Source organism: Flavobacterium sp. 22659 (assembly GCF_052044235.1).
GTDB classification, from domain to species: domain Bacteria; phylum Bacteroidota; class Bacteroidia; order Flavobacteriales; family Flavobacteriaceae; genus Flavobacterium; species Flavobacterium johnsoniae.
In genome coordinates, this window is sequence record NZ_JBQEMU010000001.1 from 322,903 (window position 1) to 339,787 (window position 16,885).

Annotated in this window: 15 protein-coding genes; all 15 read right to left on the reverse strand. The window is 28.6% G+C overall.

The annotated features are described in order from the left end of the window. Position 1: 1 nt before the first annotated feature. The 15 genes from ACTJIW_RS01595 to ACTJIW_RS01665 all read right to left on the reverse strand — a co-directional run bounded on the left by ACTJIW_RS01595 (position 2) and on the right by ACTJIW_RS01665 (position 16,755). Entirely contained in the window at positions 2 to 1,072 is a 1,071-nt protein-coding gene (locus ACTJIW_RS01595) for a class II aldolase/adducin family protein (RefSeq protein WP_121360118.1), read from the reverse strand. Continuing rightward, complete coding sequence (locus tag ACTJIW_RS01600) at positions 1,069 to 1,749, reverse strand: HAD family hydrolase (protein ID WP_121360117.1); 681 nt, start codon at positions 1,747 to 1,749, stop codon at positions 1,069 to 1,071. Before ACTJIW_RS01600 ends, ACTJIW_RS01595 begins: the two co-directional genes overlap by 4 nt. Then, positions 1,746 to 3,584, reverse strand: coding sequence for a uridine kinase (locus ACTJIW_RS01605; RefSeq protein ID WP_183044550.1), 1,839 nt, complete (start codon positions 3,582 to 3,584; stop codon positions 1,746 to 1,748). The genes ACTJIW_RS01600 and ACTJIW_RS01605 overlap by 4 nt, the downstream gene beginning before the upstream one ends. 394 nt (positions 3,585 to 3,978) lie before the next feature. Beyond that, positions 3,979 to 4,878 carry an NAD-dependent epimerase/dehydratase family protein gene (locus tag ACTJIW_RS01610; RefSeq protein ID WP_121360115.1) on the reverse strand — a complete coding sequence of 300 codons (900 nt, stop codon included), beginning with the start codon at positions 4,876 to 4,878 and terminating at the stop codon, positions 3,979 to 3,981. Between the two features lie 13 nt (positions 4,879 to 4,891). Continuing rightward, positions 4,892 to 5,638: a glycosyltransferase family 2 protein gene (locus tag ACTJIW_RS01615; protein WP_121360114.1), complete on the reverse strand. Its 747-nt coding sequence runs from the start codon at positions 5,636 to 5,638 to the stop codon at positions 4,892 to 4,894. Continuing rightward, positions 5,638 to 6,720, reverse strand: a complete 1,083-nt coding sequence (locus ACTJIW_RS01620; protein WP_121360113.1) for a glycosyltransferase family 4 protein — start codon at positions 6,718 to 6,720, stop codon at positions 5,638 to 5,640. The genes ACTJIW_RS01615 and ACTJIW_RS01620 overlap by 1 nt, the downstream gene beginning before the upstream one ends. Positions 6,721 to 6,768: 48 nt before the next feature. Further along, positions 6,769 to 7,857, reverse strand: a complete 1,089-nt coding sequence (locus ACTJIW_RS01625; RefSeq protein WP_121360112.1) for a glycoside hydrolase family 99-like domain-containing protein — start codon at positions 7,855 to 7,857, stop codon at positions 6,769 to 6,771. A gap of 8 nt (positions 7,858 to 7,865) precedes the next feature. Further along, the gene (locus ACTJIW_RS01630; protein WP_121360111.1) at positions 7,866 to 8,498 is read right to left on the reverse strand and encodes a DapH/DapD/GlmU-related protein; all 633 of its coding nucleotides are present in this window, start codon (positions 8,496 to 8,498) and stop codon (positions 7,866 to 7,868) included. Between the two features lie 12 nt (positions 8,499 to 8,510). Beyond that, entirely contained in the window at positions 8,511 to 9,407 is an 897-nt protein-coding gene (locus ACTJIW_RS01635) for an alpha-1,2-fucosyltransferase (protein ID WP_121360110.1), read from the reverse strand. A gap of 78 nt (positions 9,408 to 9,485) precedes the next feature. Beyond that, positions 9,486 to 10,790 carry an O-antigen polymerase gene (locus tag ACTJIW_RS01640; RefSeq protein ID WP_121360109.1) on the reverse strand — a complete coding sequence of 435 codons (1,305 nt, stop codon included), beginning with the start codon at positions 10,788 to 10,790 and terminating at the stop codon, positions 9,486 to 9,488. A gap of 39 nt (positions 10,791 to 10,829) precedes the next feature. Beyond that, entirely contained in the window at positions 10,830 to 12,074 is a 1,245-nt protein-coding gene (locus ACTJIW_RS01645) for a glycosyltransferase family 4 protein (RefSeq protein WP_121360108.1), read from the reverse strand. Between the two features lie 104 nt (positions 12,075 to 12,178). Continuing rightward, a complete protein-coding gene (locus tag ACTJIW_RS01650) occupies positions 12,179 to 13,315 on the reverse strand; it encodes an acyltransferase family protein (protein WP_440715315.1) in 1,137 nt (378 codons plus the stop codon). Between the two features lie 241 nt (positions 13,316 to 13,556). Then, positions 13,557 to 14,486, reverse strand: coding sequence for a nucleotide-diphospho-sugar transferase (locus ACTJIW_RS01655; protein ID WP_440715314.1), 930 nt, complete (start codon positions 14,484 to 14,486; stop codon positions 13,557 to 13,559). An 8-nt stretch (positions 14,487 to 14,494) separates the two neighbouring features. Further along, a complete protein-coding gene (locus ACTJIW_RS01660; protein ID WP_121360105.1) occupies positions 14,495 to 15,772 on the reverse strand; it encodes a flippase in 1,278 nt (425 codons plus the stop codon). Beyond that, positions 15,769 to 16,755: a UDP-glucuronic acid decarboxylase family protein gene (locus ACTJIW_RS01665; protein ID WP_121360104.1), complete on the reverse strand. Its 987-nt coding sequence runs from the start codon at positions 16,753 to 16,755 to the stop codon at positions 15,769 to 15,771. The genes ACTJIW_RS01660 and ACTJIW_RS01665 overlap by 4 nt, the downstream gene beginning before the upstream one ends. Between the last annotated feature and the right edge of the window lie 130 nt (positions 16,756 to 16,885).

Here is a 16,885-nt window from a genome sequence, read left to right on the forward strand (position 1 = left end):
CTTATAATTTTTGTCTATATTTTTCAGCCTCCCAATTTGAAAGGTAAGCCAGTTCATCGAATTCTAAAAAATTTAAGTCATTATTATAATTTTGTGCTAAAACCATAATGTGAAACTTAAAAACTTCTTCTATCTCTTTTGCTTTTTTTAAAGTCGACGCTCTAAAGAAAAGCCTATTATCATAAATAACTACTTTTGGAGATTCATGATTTTTTGTTTTATACTCTTCTAAACTTTTAGCATCTGATATGCATTCAATTTTTACCGAAAAAAAACCACAATAAACAAACGTATCTGGACAAAAAGGGGTTTTAAGAAATAGTTTTTCGTTCTTTTCTAATTGCTCATTTAAAAATTTATCCTCACACAGATATGTAATATTTTCATCATTAAAAACAATCTCAAATAAGCTGCTAATACTATTAGTAAGCTTATAACTTTTCATATCAATATTGAGATAATTCTCTATTTTTTCTAAAACATATTCAGTCAATATCTTAATTTGGTCCTTTTTGTCAGATGTAACAATCAAACCATGATTTTGCAAAATAATGATATTGGGAATTTTATCAAATTTTTGCAACTCTTTATCTAAAGCAATTGCTAATTCCACGCCAGGAGTTTCATATCCTACGAATGCAATTTTATCTTCTTTAAAAATAGAATTTAATATCTCCTTCCAATTTTTTTGCACAACAATCATGTTTACTACTACAGAGTGCGTATGTAGCGTATATTTATCTAGTAATGAATGAAGTAACGTCTCAATAGAAGGACGATTTTGCTTATCAATCGTTGCCTCCTTTAAAAATTGGGCCGTTAGTGCTTCTCTTTGACGTTTATTCTCCGAATTAATAATCTCTTCATTTTTCACAATTTCAGCTACCGCCTTTGTAAAAACTCTTGAATATCCATCTTGAATATTAACGTCACTTAATAAAAAACCAGATGCTTTAATAAGCATTTCACCATTATCTAATTTAACGGAACTATTTCCTCCAGCTGCCTGAACCAAATCAAGTCTTTCTCCTGCATATTTTGAAATTTCAACAAAATCTTTTATTTCTTTCATAATAATCTTAAAATTTCTTTAAAGCTTTTTACTTCAGTTATAAGTTCATTATCATGACTTTCTGTCTTATTTTCATGATTGATCCAAATAGCTGAAATACCAAAATTTATTGCGCCAAATACATCTTTTTTAAAGCTATCGCCAATCATACAAACTTCATCAGGCTTTAAACTCATTTTTTCAAGGGCCATACTAAACATATACGGATGGGGCTTCTCATGACCAGCCTCTTCACTTGTCACAAGTGCTTTGCAATATTTTTCAAGTCCCAATTTTTTAATCTTTCTATATTGGATATGCGCTGTAAGATCAGTAACTAGACAAATTTTGTTCTCAAATTTCTCTAATAATTCATATATTCCGTCAAACGGCTGCATTATTTCTAAAAAGCTATCCCAATAAATATTGTAAATTTCAAAGGCATATTTCATAGGGTTTACTCCTATTATTTCTGACATCCTTTGAAAATATAAAAGTCTGTTATGAGATGCCGCTGTTTCACAAAGCTCAATATGTATTTGCTTTCTAGCCTTTTCATATGCAGTATTTACCTCCTCTTTAGACAAATTAAATACAATCATAGAATATTCCAATACTTTACTTTTTGCAAAAGTATGTGAAATGTTATAATCATAAAGCGTGTTGTCAATATCTAAAAGTAATCCTTTATATTTCATTTATCGTTTTCTTTTAACTTTTCACTAATCATTTTTAATGATATTAATTGAATCAAGCCTTCATAACCAGTTTCCCATTTAATATCAAAAGTGACTATTTCTGCTATATTTTCAATAGAATCTATGGCTATATCATGAAAATTCGCTTCGGGTCTGTTTTCAATTTCTATATATTGAGACTTTAAATCATCGTTATAGTCCCATGTGAAAGGACAATTTAATTTATCCAAAACATCTTCAACATGTATATTTGCATCAAATGTTAGTTTTAAACCTAAAATTACATTTTCTGTTTCTTCTCCTAAAACGAACGTATTTACTGGATAATATTTAACAATCATATCCGCAAACTCTTTTTGGGGGTAAATATATTTTCCCGCATCTTCCATTCTTGCTTCTATCTGTTCTATTATCTTTTGAGTACTATACCCTCTTTTTTTTGTATCTCTAATAATTTTCCAATGCCTTCTTAAAGTTTCATCTGTATCAATATATATTTTAAAATCTATATTTTTTCTCAGTTTGGGCAAATAAAACGGATGCAAGCCTGCAATAACTATAAATTCCTTTGGCTTAATTTTCTTGGGTGCTGAAAATTTGCCATTGCTATGTTCATATTCGCTTCGAAATATAGTTTCATTATGCTTTAAGCTATAGATCGCTTCTGATTGTTTATGTATATGATTTGCTTTAGGATCAAGATGGGTGAATTTACTCCAATTCTTGTCACCTCGCTCCCATTTATGCTCACCATCACCTTCAATTTGAAGAAGTTTATTCCCAAATAAATTTTGCAGATTATTCAAAAGTGTAGTTTTTCCTACTCCACTATCTCCTCCAATACCAATTATTAAATTCAGTCGTTTTCTGTATATTGAATTACTTTTGATGCCATATTTATAAAAAGCATACATTATAGAAACAAGTGTCACTTCTAGTAAAGTAAAAGAAATATCTGCTAATCTTTCATTTTGTATTTTTAAATCTATTTCATTCCCTAAAAACAAAATGTCTTTATACTCACTTGTATAAAAGAAAATAAAGAATATTAGATATGTAATTGAAAAACCTATATAAAGCAACCTGCTTTTATAAGTATCGTTTTGAATAAAATACATTGAAACGAAAGGAATCATCCAGACATACCAGGCAGAACCTGAATAGATAAAAAAAATAGTTGCTGTAAATAGAATCCCAAAATAAAAATAAAGCAGATCGTGATTAACTTTTTCTTGGTTGAAGAAATGAAGATAAATCATAAATATTGCCGCTATTGGCAATAATATTCGAACAGATCCAATACTATAAAATGAATCAAAAAGCAGGGATTGTTTTGGATTTAATAACACCATTTTTATAAATCCTTCTGAAAATAAATACGGGAGATCGAATAATAAAAATACAATTAGTGAAGCTAACACATATTTGAATGCAATTTTAATATTTTTAATTTTATATAGGTAAAAGAATATTAAAGGTAAAGCAATAATAATATGAATCTTTGTGGCCAAAGCGAGTCCAAATACTAGAGATGAATAATTAAACTTATTAATCATTAGCAAATAGATTCCGTATAGTAATAATGCAGTAGGAATTATATCCAGCTGTGAATGGATGTAAATTGCATATATAATGATTGGGTTCAAGAAATAGAATAAGTAAACACTTTTTTCTTTATTAGGGAAAGATTTAAGCAATACATATAAAATACCTAAATCTGCAAGCAGCAAAGGAGCCTTAAACAGAGCTTCAAAATGTAATAACTTACTTAAAATTGCAAAAGGACACAAAACAAATAGCATCAAAGGATGGTACGGGAATGAATCTAAATTCAAATTATGTTCAATATAAAATTGCCACGGATTTGACACCCCATTATCTATAAAAGAGTGTATAAAAGGTTGAAATAATACACTACTATACTCTGAAGAGAATATAAAAAGTATAATGATTTTTATAAAAAAAATGATCTTAAATCTATAACTCATCATTAAATATTAATTATTTTCATATTTATTTGTAAACATATTATTCGCTAATATTTTGTAAAAGATTTAAGCCTAATGATTAAACCTTGCTCTGTTGTCACTAGTAACGGCGGACTAATTGTTGAAATAATTTTACCATTACTCTAAGTTCATTAATCTCATAATCTTTCGCCAATAATAATTCAGCTATACGCTATACATCTTGTCTTGTAATTCTTTTTATAATAGTTGCTTTAATATTTTATATTTTATTGTTATTTATATAGTCAACCACAGATTGCGGATTCCAATTTAAAATCCTCCTTGCTTTAGTATCATCAAAAGTCAAGTCAGAAGTTATCTTTTTTACTTTCAATGTGTTAATAGGAGCCTTACTTCCTAAAAAATCTCCTAATCTAGCTATTATTAAAACCAAACTTTGAGGTAAGTTTTTTGGTCTTTTTTTATTTTTATTAATAGATATAGCAATACTTAATTCTTCAAAGCTTGGATCATATCCGTCAGCAAGATTATAAATACCCCCCTTTTGGGCAGCTGATATAAGTATAGAAGCCACATCCTTTCCAAGAACCATGCTTTTTCTTGCTTTTCCTCCACAAATGTTAAAATAGTATCCTTTGTCTATTGCTTTTATCATAGCTCCTAAATTACCCGGAGCATTTGCTGCTACTATTAATGGCAAACGTAAAATTGTACAAATAACATCTTTCTCTTTACACCAATTTAAAACTACTTTTTCGGCCTCAATTTTACTTGAACCGTATGGATCGCAAGCATTTAAGGAATAACTTTCATCTATTTTGCTTCCACTTTTTTGTCCGTATACAGCAACAGAACTTATAAAAACAAATTGTTTCGGAATAGTTAAATTTTCTAACCCTTTTAACAAATTTTTAGTTCCTGTCACATTCACGTTCTCAAACTCCTTTTTTTCCAGAGATGTTTTTGGAACAGTGTGTGCCTTCCCAGCGGCATGAATTACAAGATCAAAATTATCATTAAAAATAGGAATTTCTTCCTCTAATGAAAATTTGTATATACTAGAACTTCTTGATAATTCATAAATTTCATTTCCTCTTTTTAGTTCTTCAAAAATTAATTTTCCCAAAAACCCACTTGAACCAGTTAATAAGATTTTCATCTTTTCTATCTTCTTAAATAAATTGTATTAGACGTTTGTATATTCTCATTGGCATTAAGTAAAAAGGAGCTTTAAATGAATTCCCTTTCCAAGCTCTAACAATTTCTCGATTTTGATTAAGAATATTCACAAAACTTTTGTTCGTAGCTCCACCTAGTCTCATTTTAACAATTAAGCGATCCATATACTTAACTTTAAAAAAATGCTTTTTAAACATTCTAAGCATTAGTTCATAATCTGCTGCAAGTTTATAATCTAAGTTAAATAATCCTGCTTCATCATAAACTTTTTTTCGTACAAATAATGCTGGATGTGGCGGAACATTTCCATTTTCAAAAAAATGATTGTAATATGGTTTACATTTCCATTTTCTAACTATTCTATTTATATCATCAGTTTTTACATAGACAAGATTTCCGTATAATATGTCTAAATCAATATCATTATTAAACTGTTTCATAACATCGTTAATAACATCAAAGTCTTGATATAAATCATCTGAATTCAAAATTCCTATAACTTCTCCAGTAGCCATTTTAATTCCCTTATTCATAGCATCATATAAACCTTTATCTTTTTCAGAAATAAAATGGCTTATTCTGTCTTTATATTCATTAATTTTTACTACTGTATTATCTTCAGATCCACCATCAATAATAATGTACTCAATATTATCATAACTTTGAGAAATTACAGACTGTATTGCATCTAATATTGTTTTTTCGTTATTATAAACGACTGTAATGATTGATACTTTCATTATTTATATAATTCTTTATAAAATTCTGCTGTTTCTTTGTATGTATTTTCCCAGCTAAAATGTTTGGTTTTTTCAAAACCAAGATCAATCGTCTCTTTTCTCAGATTATCGAATGATAGTTCTTTTATTTTATTAGCTATTTTTTGAGGTGTTGGCCTTTCAATTGCTAAATAATCATTACCTATAACTTCAGGTATTGAAGATGACTTGGTAGCAATTACAGGACAACCAGTACGCTGAGCTTCAACAACCGGAATACCAAACCCCTCATAGAGAGATGGATAAAGCAAACAAAAAGCTTTATTGTAATAATAATTTAAATCAGGAACACTTACTCCCAAAAGAGATTGAAAGTTACCGTTACCTAATTTTATCTCCAAATATCGTAATTCTTCTGCTGTCAATTCACCTCCGCCAATAATCAAAAGTGGAATATTTGCTAAATCGCAAGCGTTTACAGCCATATAAAAATTTTTATATGTAGCTCTCCGATCGCCTATATATAGCGCATAAGCAAAATCATCAAAGTTATGCTTTTTATGAAAATTCGAATTATACTCTAAAGGCTTAAACTCTTCATCCACTCCGTTGTAAATAACTTTAATTTTACTTTCATTTACATGAGGTAAAAAATGCAAAATATCTTTTTTTGTATTTTCTGATATACAAATAATTCCATTTGAATTACTGATTGCAGCATTTTTTTGCCAAGAATGTACCTTTTGAGACACACCTTTTACAAAATATTCATAAGTAAAATCATGAACCGTTGTAATATTTACGGTATTTTTTCCCGTCTCGGTTCTGTAATACGAAGAATGGAAAATGTGCCTCTGATCATCTTTAGAAATCAAATTAAGATATCGTTTAAAAGATAAAAATTGAGATCCTTTTGTATTAATAAAATTCTTGTCGATTGCTAATTGTTTTCTAAAAAAATTTTCCTCTGCATTACTATATTCTAAAAAACTACATATAAAATTATTGTCTTTTAGCAATCTTTTTAAATGTTGCTGCCAAACAACTGATACGCCACCACTTTTTTGCAATGAAAAAATAATGTTATCTAAATATATATTCATTAGCTTTCAATTTTGAGTCTCTACTGAAGTTAATTTTAAAAATCCTGTCTAAAACTTATACTCTTCAACTATACTCTTTAGAGCTTTTATATAGCCTTTTCCATGTTTCAAATCTGGTTCCATATAATTTCCTTCTCCCCATTCGTTCCATGATTTAAGAAATAAAATTTGACGGCTTTCTGGCTTTTTCTTAATCGCATCTAAGGCATTTACGATATGTTTTTTAAACAATTCAGGTGATGATTTATCAAAAACAACTCCATAATTTCCGCTTCGTGGAGTATGGTCCCAATTTGGTATTATGGTTGGAAAGATATTTTCATCTTTATCAATTTCCTGAATAAAATATTTAGATATAAAAGAATATTTCAACCTAAGAGGTCTTTTCAAAATTTTGAACTTAAATAATTTAAAAGGAATTTTTTTTATTACACCCAAATTAAATCTATGCTCTCCAGTACGAACAATATTTACAGCATCAAACTTCATTTTCAAAATAGGTTCTTTTTCTTTATTATCAAGAGTATGACCTATAAAAAACAAACCTTGATCAAAACCATTCTCTTTTGCCAGATTATTCCATATATCTATAAACTCATTTGCATCAGGCATCAAGAAAGGTTTATATATTACAAAAACGGGCCTATCTTCAATTTTTATATATCTAGAATCTTGTAGAGCAGGGAGGATTTCAAAAAAATGCTTTTCTATATCTAATTTTCCTGGATACTTTTGTTCCATCAACATAACATCTTCTTTTGCATCGGCAGAATTCCAAACCTTAGCTTTCCATGATTCATTTGCCCAACCTAAACAAAATGGGAAATCCGGTTTTCCCGAATTCAAAACTTCTCTAAAAGGCATATCTAACAAACGTCTTCCATCTCCAAACCAATAATGCCAGTAGCAAAAGCCTGTTACACCAGCTTCAATTGCCAAGTTTACTTGTTTTTCTCTTACCTCTGCAACTCTTAAGTCATAATATCCAAGATCAGCAGGAACTTTAGGCTGATAATGTGATCTAAATAAAGGCTTTGCTTTTCCTACATTAGTCCATTCAGTAAATCCTTCTCCCCACCATTCATTATTCTCCTTAAACGGATAATATTGAGGCAGATAATATGCTATTATTTCCATAAAAACTTTTATTTTAAATATTTAATTATTGTTGCTGGTACACCGGCAATAACACAATTAGAAGGAAATGATTTCGTTACAACAGAATTTGCTCCAACTATACATGATTGACCGATTTTTACATTAGGCATTATACAAACTCCATCTCCAATCCAAACATCGTCTTCAATAACAACTGCACCTTTACTAAATAAATCTCTTTCCAATGGATGAATATCTATATCTTTTGAAGTAGAAGTGCCATGAAAATGATCTGTGACATAAACATTACTGCCAAACAGAACATTGTTCCCTATTTGAATTAAATTAATTGCCCCAATATGACAATTATCCGAAAATGACACATTATCTCCTATTAAAATTGAGGGCTTGAAGGAAACATCTTTATATTTATCCCACGCTTCAATTCTTAATCTATAAGAAGCGTGAAAATTTTTTCCAATTTTGATGTATTTTCCTCCAGCTAAATACGTTGGATATCTTAAATCTACAGGATAACCACAATAAGAAACTTGTCCAGAAAATCGTCCAGAATGTAGAAAGTGAAAGAAGTTACAAACTTTATCTGCAAGATTCTTGGTTACTAAATAATTGGTTATTTGTCCTGCAACAAAAGCAAGTTTTATAATATATTTTTTCAAAATAACTGTTTATCAATTAACATTTAAAAAGATCCATTCAGGTGGACACAATAAAGAAGATAATGTATCTACTGTCCAAAAATTTGGGGCAATTACCGTTTTTAAAGGATTAATATTCAACCAGGCTCCCCACCATGAAAAAGTACTATTTGCAATAATATTGTGTTTACATTGACTCATTAAATACATATCTAAATAGGCATCCTTATTTATATTACCTTCAATAAAAACAAAATCGTTTGAAATAAACTCATTTTTAGCCCAAGCTAGGTCATCTGTAAATATGAAAAAAAGCGGAGATTCTACCTTTTCTTTAATGTGGTCTATTGCCTTTAAATAATATTCATTAGAGTTAATAACATTTAAATTTGCAAATTTCGGATCTAAATAATCACCTCGTCTAATATGTATTGAAACAGAATTACAATCTCTAATTTGTTTTAATAAATTATTTTCAGAAAATTTTTCAGGTAATTTAAAATTAAATTCTTTTAAAACTTTATCTCGTACAGGATCTAAGTAATTATAGTTTTGCCAAAAACCATCTAGGTATATATTTTTTTTTGTAGTAAATGCTAGAACATTATCAAAACTATAAGGTGTGGTTTGTTTAAATTTAGTAACTAATAAATATTTACTTTTTGCTATGCGACCTAAAATTCTTTTATAAATATCAGGTAATAAAGATTTATTTATTTTGACGAGAAAAAATATTTTGTTCTTTGTAAGTTTATCAATCTGAATGTTAAAAACTTCAAACAATTCTACACCGTTATGCTGTTTGGTAAAAAAATATTCATTCCAAACAAGATGTGCTTTTATCCCATTCTCTCTAAGATATAGTTTAAAAGCATAAAAAAACATCTGGTTGCCAAGTCCTCCCTTTACAGGAATAAAGAATTTATTCATATTATATTTTCCTTGTATTAAAGGATTAATTTAGTAAATATTTAATTCTAATATTAAATAAAAGCATTGATTAATTTGTTATTTTTTAATTGCCTTTACAAGTTTTAATTTCCACCAAATATCTTTTGAATATAACAAAAATGCTATAACCAATAATAAAAAAAGAACAAAAACGTAAGATACAATAACATTCAAAAGTGTTCCCAATCCAGCACTAATATCTCCTATTAATATTGTTACATTGTAAAAAGTAAAATATGCAAAAGCGCTTATTATTACACTGTTGGATTTTATAAAAGAGAACTTAAACAATAATGATGTAAATACACCTTGAATAAATGAAAAAATCAATCCTCCAATATAACCAAAGCATACTAGGCCAAAAATAGGAAATAATGCTACTGGTCCAGTGTTTGAACCTGCGGCAACAGGATAAACAATATCCTGTAACTGAAAACCTATTGGTGGTTCTGCTTTGGAAGGATCTAAAATATGTAAAGGCCCTAAAAATCCCATAAACGTATATTGAAAAGGAGAAGCAATTACCACAGAAGACCATGTATCATCAGGCAAAGCTTCCCAATATAAATCACCTGATGCAACTGCACGCTCAAAAAACATATATAAAGCATAAACCAAATTTCCTGAAGAGTTGATTAAAAAAGAAATCATTGAAATCAAAAGGGTCGGAATGAGAAGTTTTTTGTAATCAAGCGCCTTTGGTTCATCGTTTAAATAGAAAGTTTTATATCCCCAAAAAGTAAAAACAGTAGCCAAAAAACTAGATCTACTGCCAGATAATATTCCAAATATTAATATTGGCAATAATAAAAAAAAAGGCTTTATTTTATTATAAACACTTTTATTACTAATAAATAAATGGATAATATAAAAAATGCAATATGTTTGTAATACTGGAATTATTCTAGCAATAAAACCTAATCCGGAGCCAGTATATGTTGTAAGCCTTCCATTTTCATTAAACAATGGTATCCCTAAAAGTTTATAGGAAATCAACGTCATTAAGACAAATATAAAATAACAGCAATAAAACAACCATTTAGCTAAAATTGGCTCATCTCCAAATTTAATAATAACTTCTTTTTGTTTATTTTTAAAAATCAGCAAAAAAACTCCCCAAAATAAAACAGTACTTGATATTGTATAAACAAACGTTTTATTGGAAACATATCCAAAGAAATTAAGAAATAAGACAACAGATATTCCAATCGAAAATGTAAAGATATTAACCCTTATAGGATTCAACCAAGATGATGTAGATCTCTTCATTACTAAACCAAAAAAAAGTAAAGAAATCAACAAAGAACCTATAAATGAAAATGGATAATCATTTAAAAGCGCAAAAAACTCAAACGTTGTCATCTTTTATTTTTAGTTTAACATAAAGTTTCATTAATACAGTCAATTTTTCAATATCTTCTGATACATTTCTATATACTTATCTGCAACAACTGGACTATTAAATTCTGTAATGATTTTTTCTCTTCCAAATTTAGAAAGCATATTATAATCAGTATTGTTTAAAATCCAGTTAATTCCATGTGACAAATCTTGAATTTCGTAGGGTTTTGCTAAGTATCCAGTCTTTTTGTGTTCAACTATGTCCAATAATCCGCTGTGCGCAAACGCTACAACCGGTGTACCGCATGCCATTGACTCGCTTGCAGTTTGTCCAAATGCTTCTTGTAAGCTTGGGACTATCATAACATCAGCAGCTGAGTATAGGGTTACTAAACTAACATCATCACTTAGATGACCTAAATAATGTGTTTTAAATTTTAAAGATAGTTTTTCAATTGGTTCACTACTACCAAATATCACCAACTCTACATTTTCCTCACCTTCTAATAATTCTAAAGCTCCTGAAAGTTCCTTAAAGCCCTTATTCACATCACTAGTAGCACTCATGGCCCCAAAAAGAACTAACTTTTTATTTAAAGGCAAATTCCATAATTCTCTTGCTTGTACTTTATCAAAAGGCTTAAAAACATTTGTATCAATTGGATTTGGAAGATTTATAATTTTATGATTTTTAAATAAACTACTTTCTTTAGCACAATGTTCTAACCATTTACTTAAACCTATTACTGCCATTTGAGGTATTTTTGAAAAAGTGCTTTTTTTTCTACTAAAAATTTTTCTACTTAAATCATTCTCTTTATGGCTGTTTAGATGAGGACAAGAACCGCAACATTTTTTATATTTATCACAATCCCACATAATATGACAACCTCCAGTAAAGGCCCAATTATCGTGTAATGACCATACAATTGGAGCTTGAATTTTGGTCAAATCTTCTATTTTAATCATACCGCCGTTTATCCAATGAAGATGTACAATATCTGGCTGTAATTCATTTATTTGATTTACTACATTGTTAAAACCTAACCAAGCTGGACTAAAAAGTAATTTTCTGTGGTTTTTATAAAATCGCACAGGAAAAGTATCTAATAAAGGCCGTATTTTCATAATCATCATTCGCACAAACGATTGAGGATTAGTTATCACTGTAAAATCATCACTAGCTTTTTCTTGAACCAGCATCTTACTTTCAATTCCTTTTGATAAAAGAGATCGGTGAAGTCGATATGCGGCTCTTGCTGCCCCTCCCTTTATATCTGACGTATTTACTATTAAGACTTTCATTAATTTATTATTGTTTTGGACAACTTATTTACTAGAAAAGCCAGATTTTGTTTTATAATATAAAAGTAAACCCATTATTCGTTTCGTTTACAGATAAAATAATTCTATTTATCTATAAATGAATTAATTTTATCTTTTTTTATGATTTTATTTCCATAATTAGCAAAAGGTATTTCAATAAAAGTTGTTATCAAATATGAAAAAATAATAGTTACTATTAATAAAAACAATAATGAAGATATCATAACGAAGTAATTATTGATTATCTCAAAATTATTTAATAGACTAATAAATTTAGGCAGTACAAATATTAGTAATAACATGTGCGATAAATATATCGCGTATGATATCTTACCAATAAATCTAAATATTTTAAGATTTAAAATACTTTGTAAATTGATAGAAGTAAAGCAATATACCAACATAGAAAAACTTCCTAATCCCGTAATAATCCAAATTAAATCATCACTACTTAAAAAAAGAGAATATTCGCGTGCAAAATAATAATAGTACATCGGTATTGTAAATCTGTATGTGTACATTAAGATTATAAGCCCCACTAAAATCCATTTATATTTTATTTTAACTTTAATAAAGCTTGCTATTATTAAATCCTGATTCATCGCTAGAAAAATACCCAGAGAAAAATGAAATATGAAAACTGGAATATTAAAAAAAAGATAAAGAACTAAATTTAAAGTAGAGAAAAATATAAAATTTGTCTTTTTATAAACCAAAAACAGAAACGGAATTAAAAACGAAAACTTAATCTCAGCAAGTAATGACCAATTTTGAGGTACTAGTTCTGCAAAACCGTCTAAAGGCTTAATAAAAACAATTTGGTTTAGAAAATTAGTCAAATCAAGTGGCAGTCCCCAAAATGTATTTAACCAGATATTTGAATCTGGAATGGTATGAGTGATATTAAAAAAAAAATAAAGAAATAAACTAACGAAAAGGACAAAAATATAGGAAGGCATAATTCGAAAAATTCTTTTCAAATAAAATGATTTCAACTCTAGTGCATCATTTTTTTTTAATGATAAAGTCAAAACGTAGCCACTCAGAACAAAGAAAAAAGTAACAGCAGCAAAACCATCATAAAAAAAATGTAATGGACTAAAATTAATCAATTTTGATTTAGAGTCTATGCCATAGCCTAAAAAAAAATGACTTAAGACTACTGATAGTGCGGCTAACCCCCTTAAACTATCTAAATACTCAATTCTATTATGCTTCATATAAATTCAAACTTTAACTTATTGAATACTTAATTTTTAGTTAAAAACTCAAATTTAATTATTATTTGCAACTAAAAAATTAAAAAAATATTCATTTTTACTACTATCTTTTAAAACTTAAGTACTAGATATTAATCTACCTTAATAAGATTTTTTATAAAAAATAGCATAAAATATTAGAGTATTATATTATTTACTAAATCAAATATATTGTTCTAAAAATAAACTATTTCTTTTTTTCTTATTTTGTATTTCTAACAAATAAAGATTTTATGAATTGTTTTAAAAACCAGTAATAAATTGCAAATTTACTTGGTAAACTCTTACCGTAACTATACTCGTCTGCTTCAATATCTGAAACAAATATTGCTGGTGAAATTATATTCGACGGGAGATTCTTCACTTTCATGTTTGCAAAAGGACTGTTCAAATCAACAGTATGAGTTGCCTCTCCACTAAATCCAATATTCGAAATCATATTATAATTTGGTATAATAGAAATGTAGCCCTGAACTAAATTAGAATAAAAATACTGATAATCCCAAGTATCTATTAATCCTTTCTTCGTATTTTGAAATGTTTGGTAAATAAACTTTTGGATAACACCGTTTCTGTTTACTTTATCTAAAAAATTATATTCATAAGCTGTTTCCAAGTTTATCATTTCAAAATCATAATTTTGCCAAACTCTTCTCCAACTTGCCCAGCCCCAGACATTAACCAAACCAGAATAATAATAATCTCCTTTTCCTCTCTTTATTTCGTCTTGAAAATTTGTCCCACATATATGACCAATTCTATTATCTTCTCGATATTTTTCTAGCATTGAATCACAAAATATAAAAAAGTCCGAACTTGGCAAACAATCATCTTCCAGGATTATTCCTTCTTTTTCGTTTTCAAAAAACCACGTAATTGCGCTACTTACAGCCTTACCACATCCAAGGTTCTCTTCCCTAAACAATGTAATTAATTCGCAATCCCAATCAATTTGTTTTAAAATATCCTTTACTTCTTTGCATACAAGTTTATCTTTTCCATTATTTCGAGGTCCATCCGCGGCAACATACAGCTTCGTAGGCTTAACCTCTTTAATAGCATTAAATAAGATTTGGGTCTCTTTAGGCCGGTTGAATATTAAAAAAAGAATTGGTGATTTTACTTTATACATAGTTATAATTAAATAAATAAAATAGATTTGGTTTGTAAAATGAATATGTGTCTTGTTTTTCTAAAGAAAAAATAGTAAAGATAAGATGCGTAGAATTGTGAAATTAATGTTGCTATCGCAGCTCCATTAATTCCATACTTTGGTATTAATACTAAATTTAAAACTACATTTAACACTAATCCTTGTAGAGATTTTATCAAATTGTGCTTGTTTAAATTTTCAACAACAAGTATGTTACCTGCGGCGACTCCCCAAAATACAAATACACCTGTCCAGATACTTATCTGTAATGCAAAAACCGACATAATATATTCATTCCCATAAAGGAAACTTATAACAAAGTTTGAGAAAAAAGTAAAAAAAAGAGAGATTGAAAAGCTTATTACAAATAATAGTTTAAACAACTTTAAACATATAGTTTGATAATTTTCTTTCTCTGAATTGAATTTCTCAACTAGTTTTGGAAAAAAAGAAGTTGCAAATACAGAGGGAATAAAATACCACAATTCAGTAAATCTAGTAGAGACAGAGTAAAGACCAACTCCTTTATCTCCAATCATTTCTCCTATCATAATTTGATCTAATCTCATATACATCATAATTACAATACCAGACAAGATTAATGGCCAAGCCTGCTTTAATAAAACTAGACAGTAAGCTCTATTAAATTTCCACCCCTTTAAATTATTAATACCGTAATACAAAATAAGTCCTATGCAGCCTAGTAAGCATTCAAATAGCGCTAAAAGAACGAAAGACAATAAGGGATACTCAAGATATACAAAAATTAATCTCAATATAGAAACTAGCACAAAAGCAGCGTTTTTTACAACTACTGTCTTTCTTGATTGTAGTAAAGCCTGATTTTTTAAATCAATAACATCAAAAGTTTGAAACCACAAATTTGATACTGTTAAAAAAGCAACTATCAATAGCATTGTGTCATTTTTAAAAAAGTAAAAATATACAATAACAATTACGGTACTTATAAAAGAACCTATTAATCTTAAGTAAAAAGCAGTTCCTAATAAAAGATGCTCTTCTTCATTTTTATCTAATAAATGCTTAACTACAATTTGGTCTAAGCCTAATGTAGCGATGGCACTCACTAAACTTATAAATGCAATTGCATAATTCCATTTTCCAAATAGTTCAGGCCCCAAATATCTGGCGACTAAAACCCCCACAATCAAGCCAACACCTAAACGAAGAAACTTATCAAGAAATAACCAAATTGCATTTTTTGAAGACTCTTGCTTTAAATAATAAGTAAGTTTTTTTTTCATAAAACGTTTAAAAACTCCCTGTTGTTTTTAGTAGCTTCTAATTGTTCTTTTGTAAAATTTAGAAAATAATCATACGTTATTTTTAATCCTTCTTGTCGAGATATTTTGGGTTCCCAATTTAAAAGAGATTTAGCTTTTGTAATATCTGGTTGTCTTTGTTTTGGATCGTCTTGAGGCAATGGATGATATATTATTTTTTGAGATGTCCCGGTCAATTTTATAATTTCTTCAGCAAAATCATTCATTGTGATCTCATTTGGATTACCAATATTAACTGGATATACATAATCAGACATTAAAAGTCTATATACTCCTTCAATTAAATCATCTACATAACAAAATGCTCTTGTTTGTGTTCCATTACCAAAAATTGTCAAATCTTCACCTCTTAGAGCTTGCCCTATAAAGGCAGGTAATACTCTTCCATCATTTAATCTCATTCTTGGTCCATAAGTATTAAAAATCCTAACAATCCTTGTTTCAAGTCCGTGAAATGTATGATAGGCCATTGTAATTGCTTCTTGAAATCTTTTAGCTTCATCGTAAACACTTCTCGGTCCTATTGGGTTAACGTTACCCCAATATTCCTCTGGCTGAGGATGAACCGTTGGATCTCCATATACCTCTGAAGTAGATGCAATAAGAAATCTAGCTTTTTTTTCTTTGGCTAAACCTAATAAATTATGAGTTCCTAAAGATCCTACTTTTAATGTTTGTATGGGTATTTTTAAATAATCAATTGGACTTGCAGGAGAAGCAAAATGCAATATATAATCTAATTGACCGCTCACATGAATATAATTAGATACATCATGATTATAGAATTCAAATTGTTTTAATGAAAACAAATGTTCTATGTTTTTTAAGTCTCCAGTAATTAGATTATCCATTCCAACAACTTGATAACCTTCAGCAATAAAACGATCACATAAATGAGACCCTAAAAATCCTGCGGCCCCAGTAATCAAAATTCTTTTACTCATAAAAATAACTTATTGAATATATTTAGTATATCTTTTCTTAACTCAATTTGCAGCAAGTAAACTATATATGAATATTTTAGAACGGTAATATTTTGAATTAGTAAAATTATATAGATAATCCTTTAAGTTA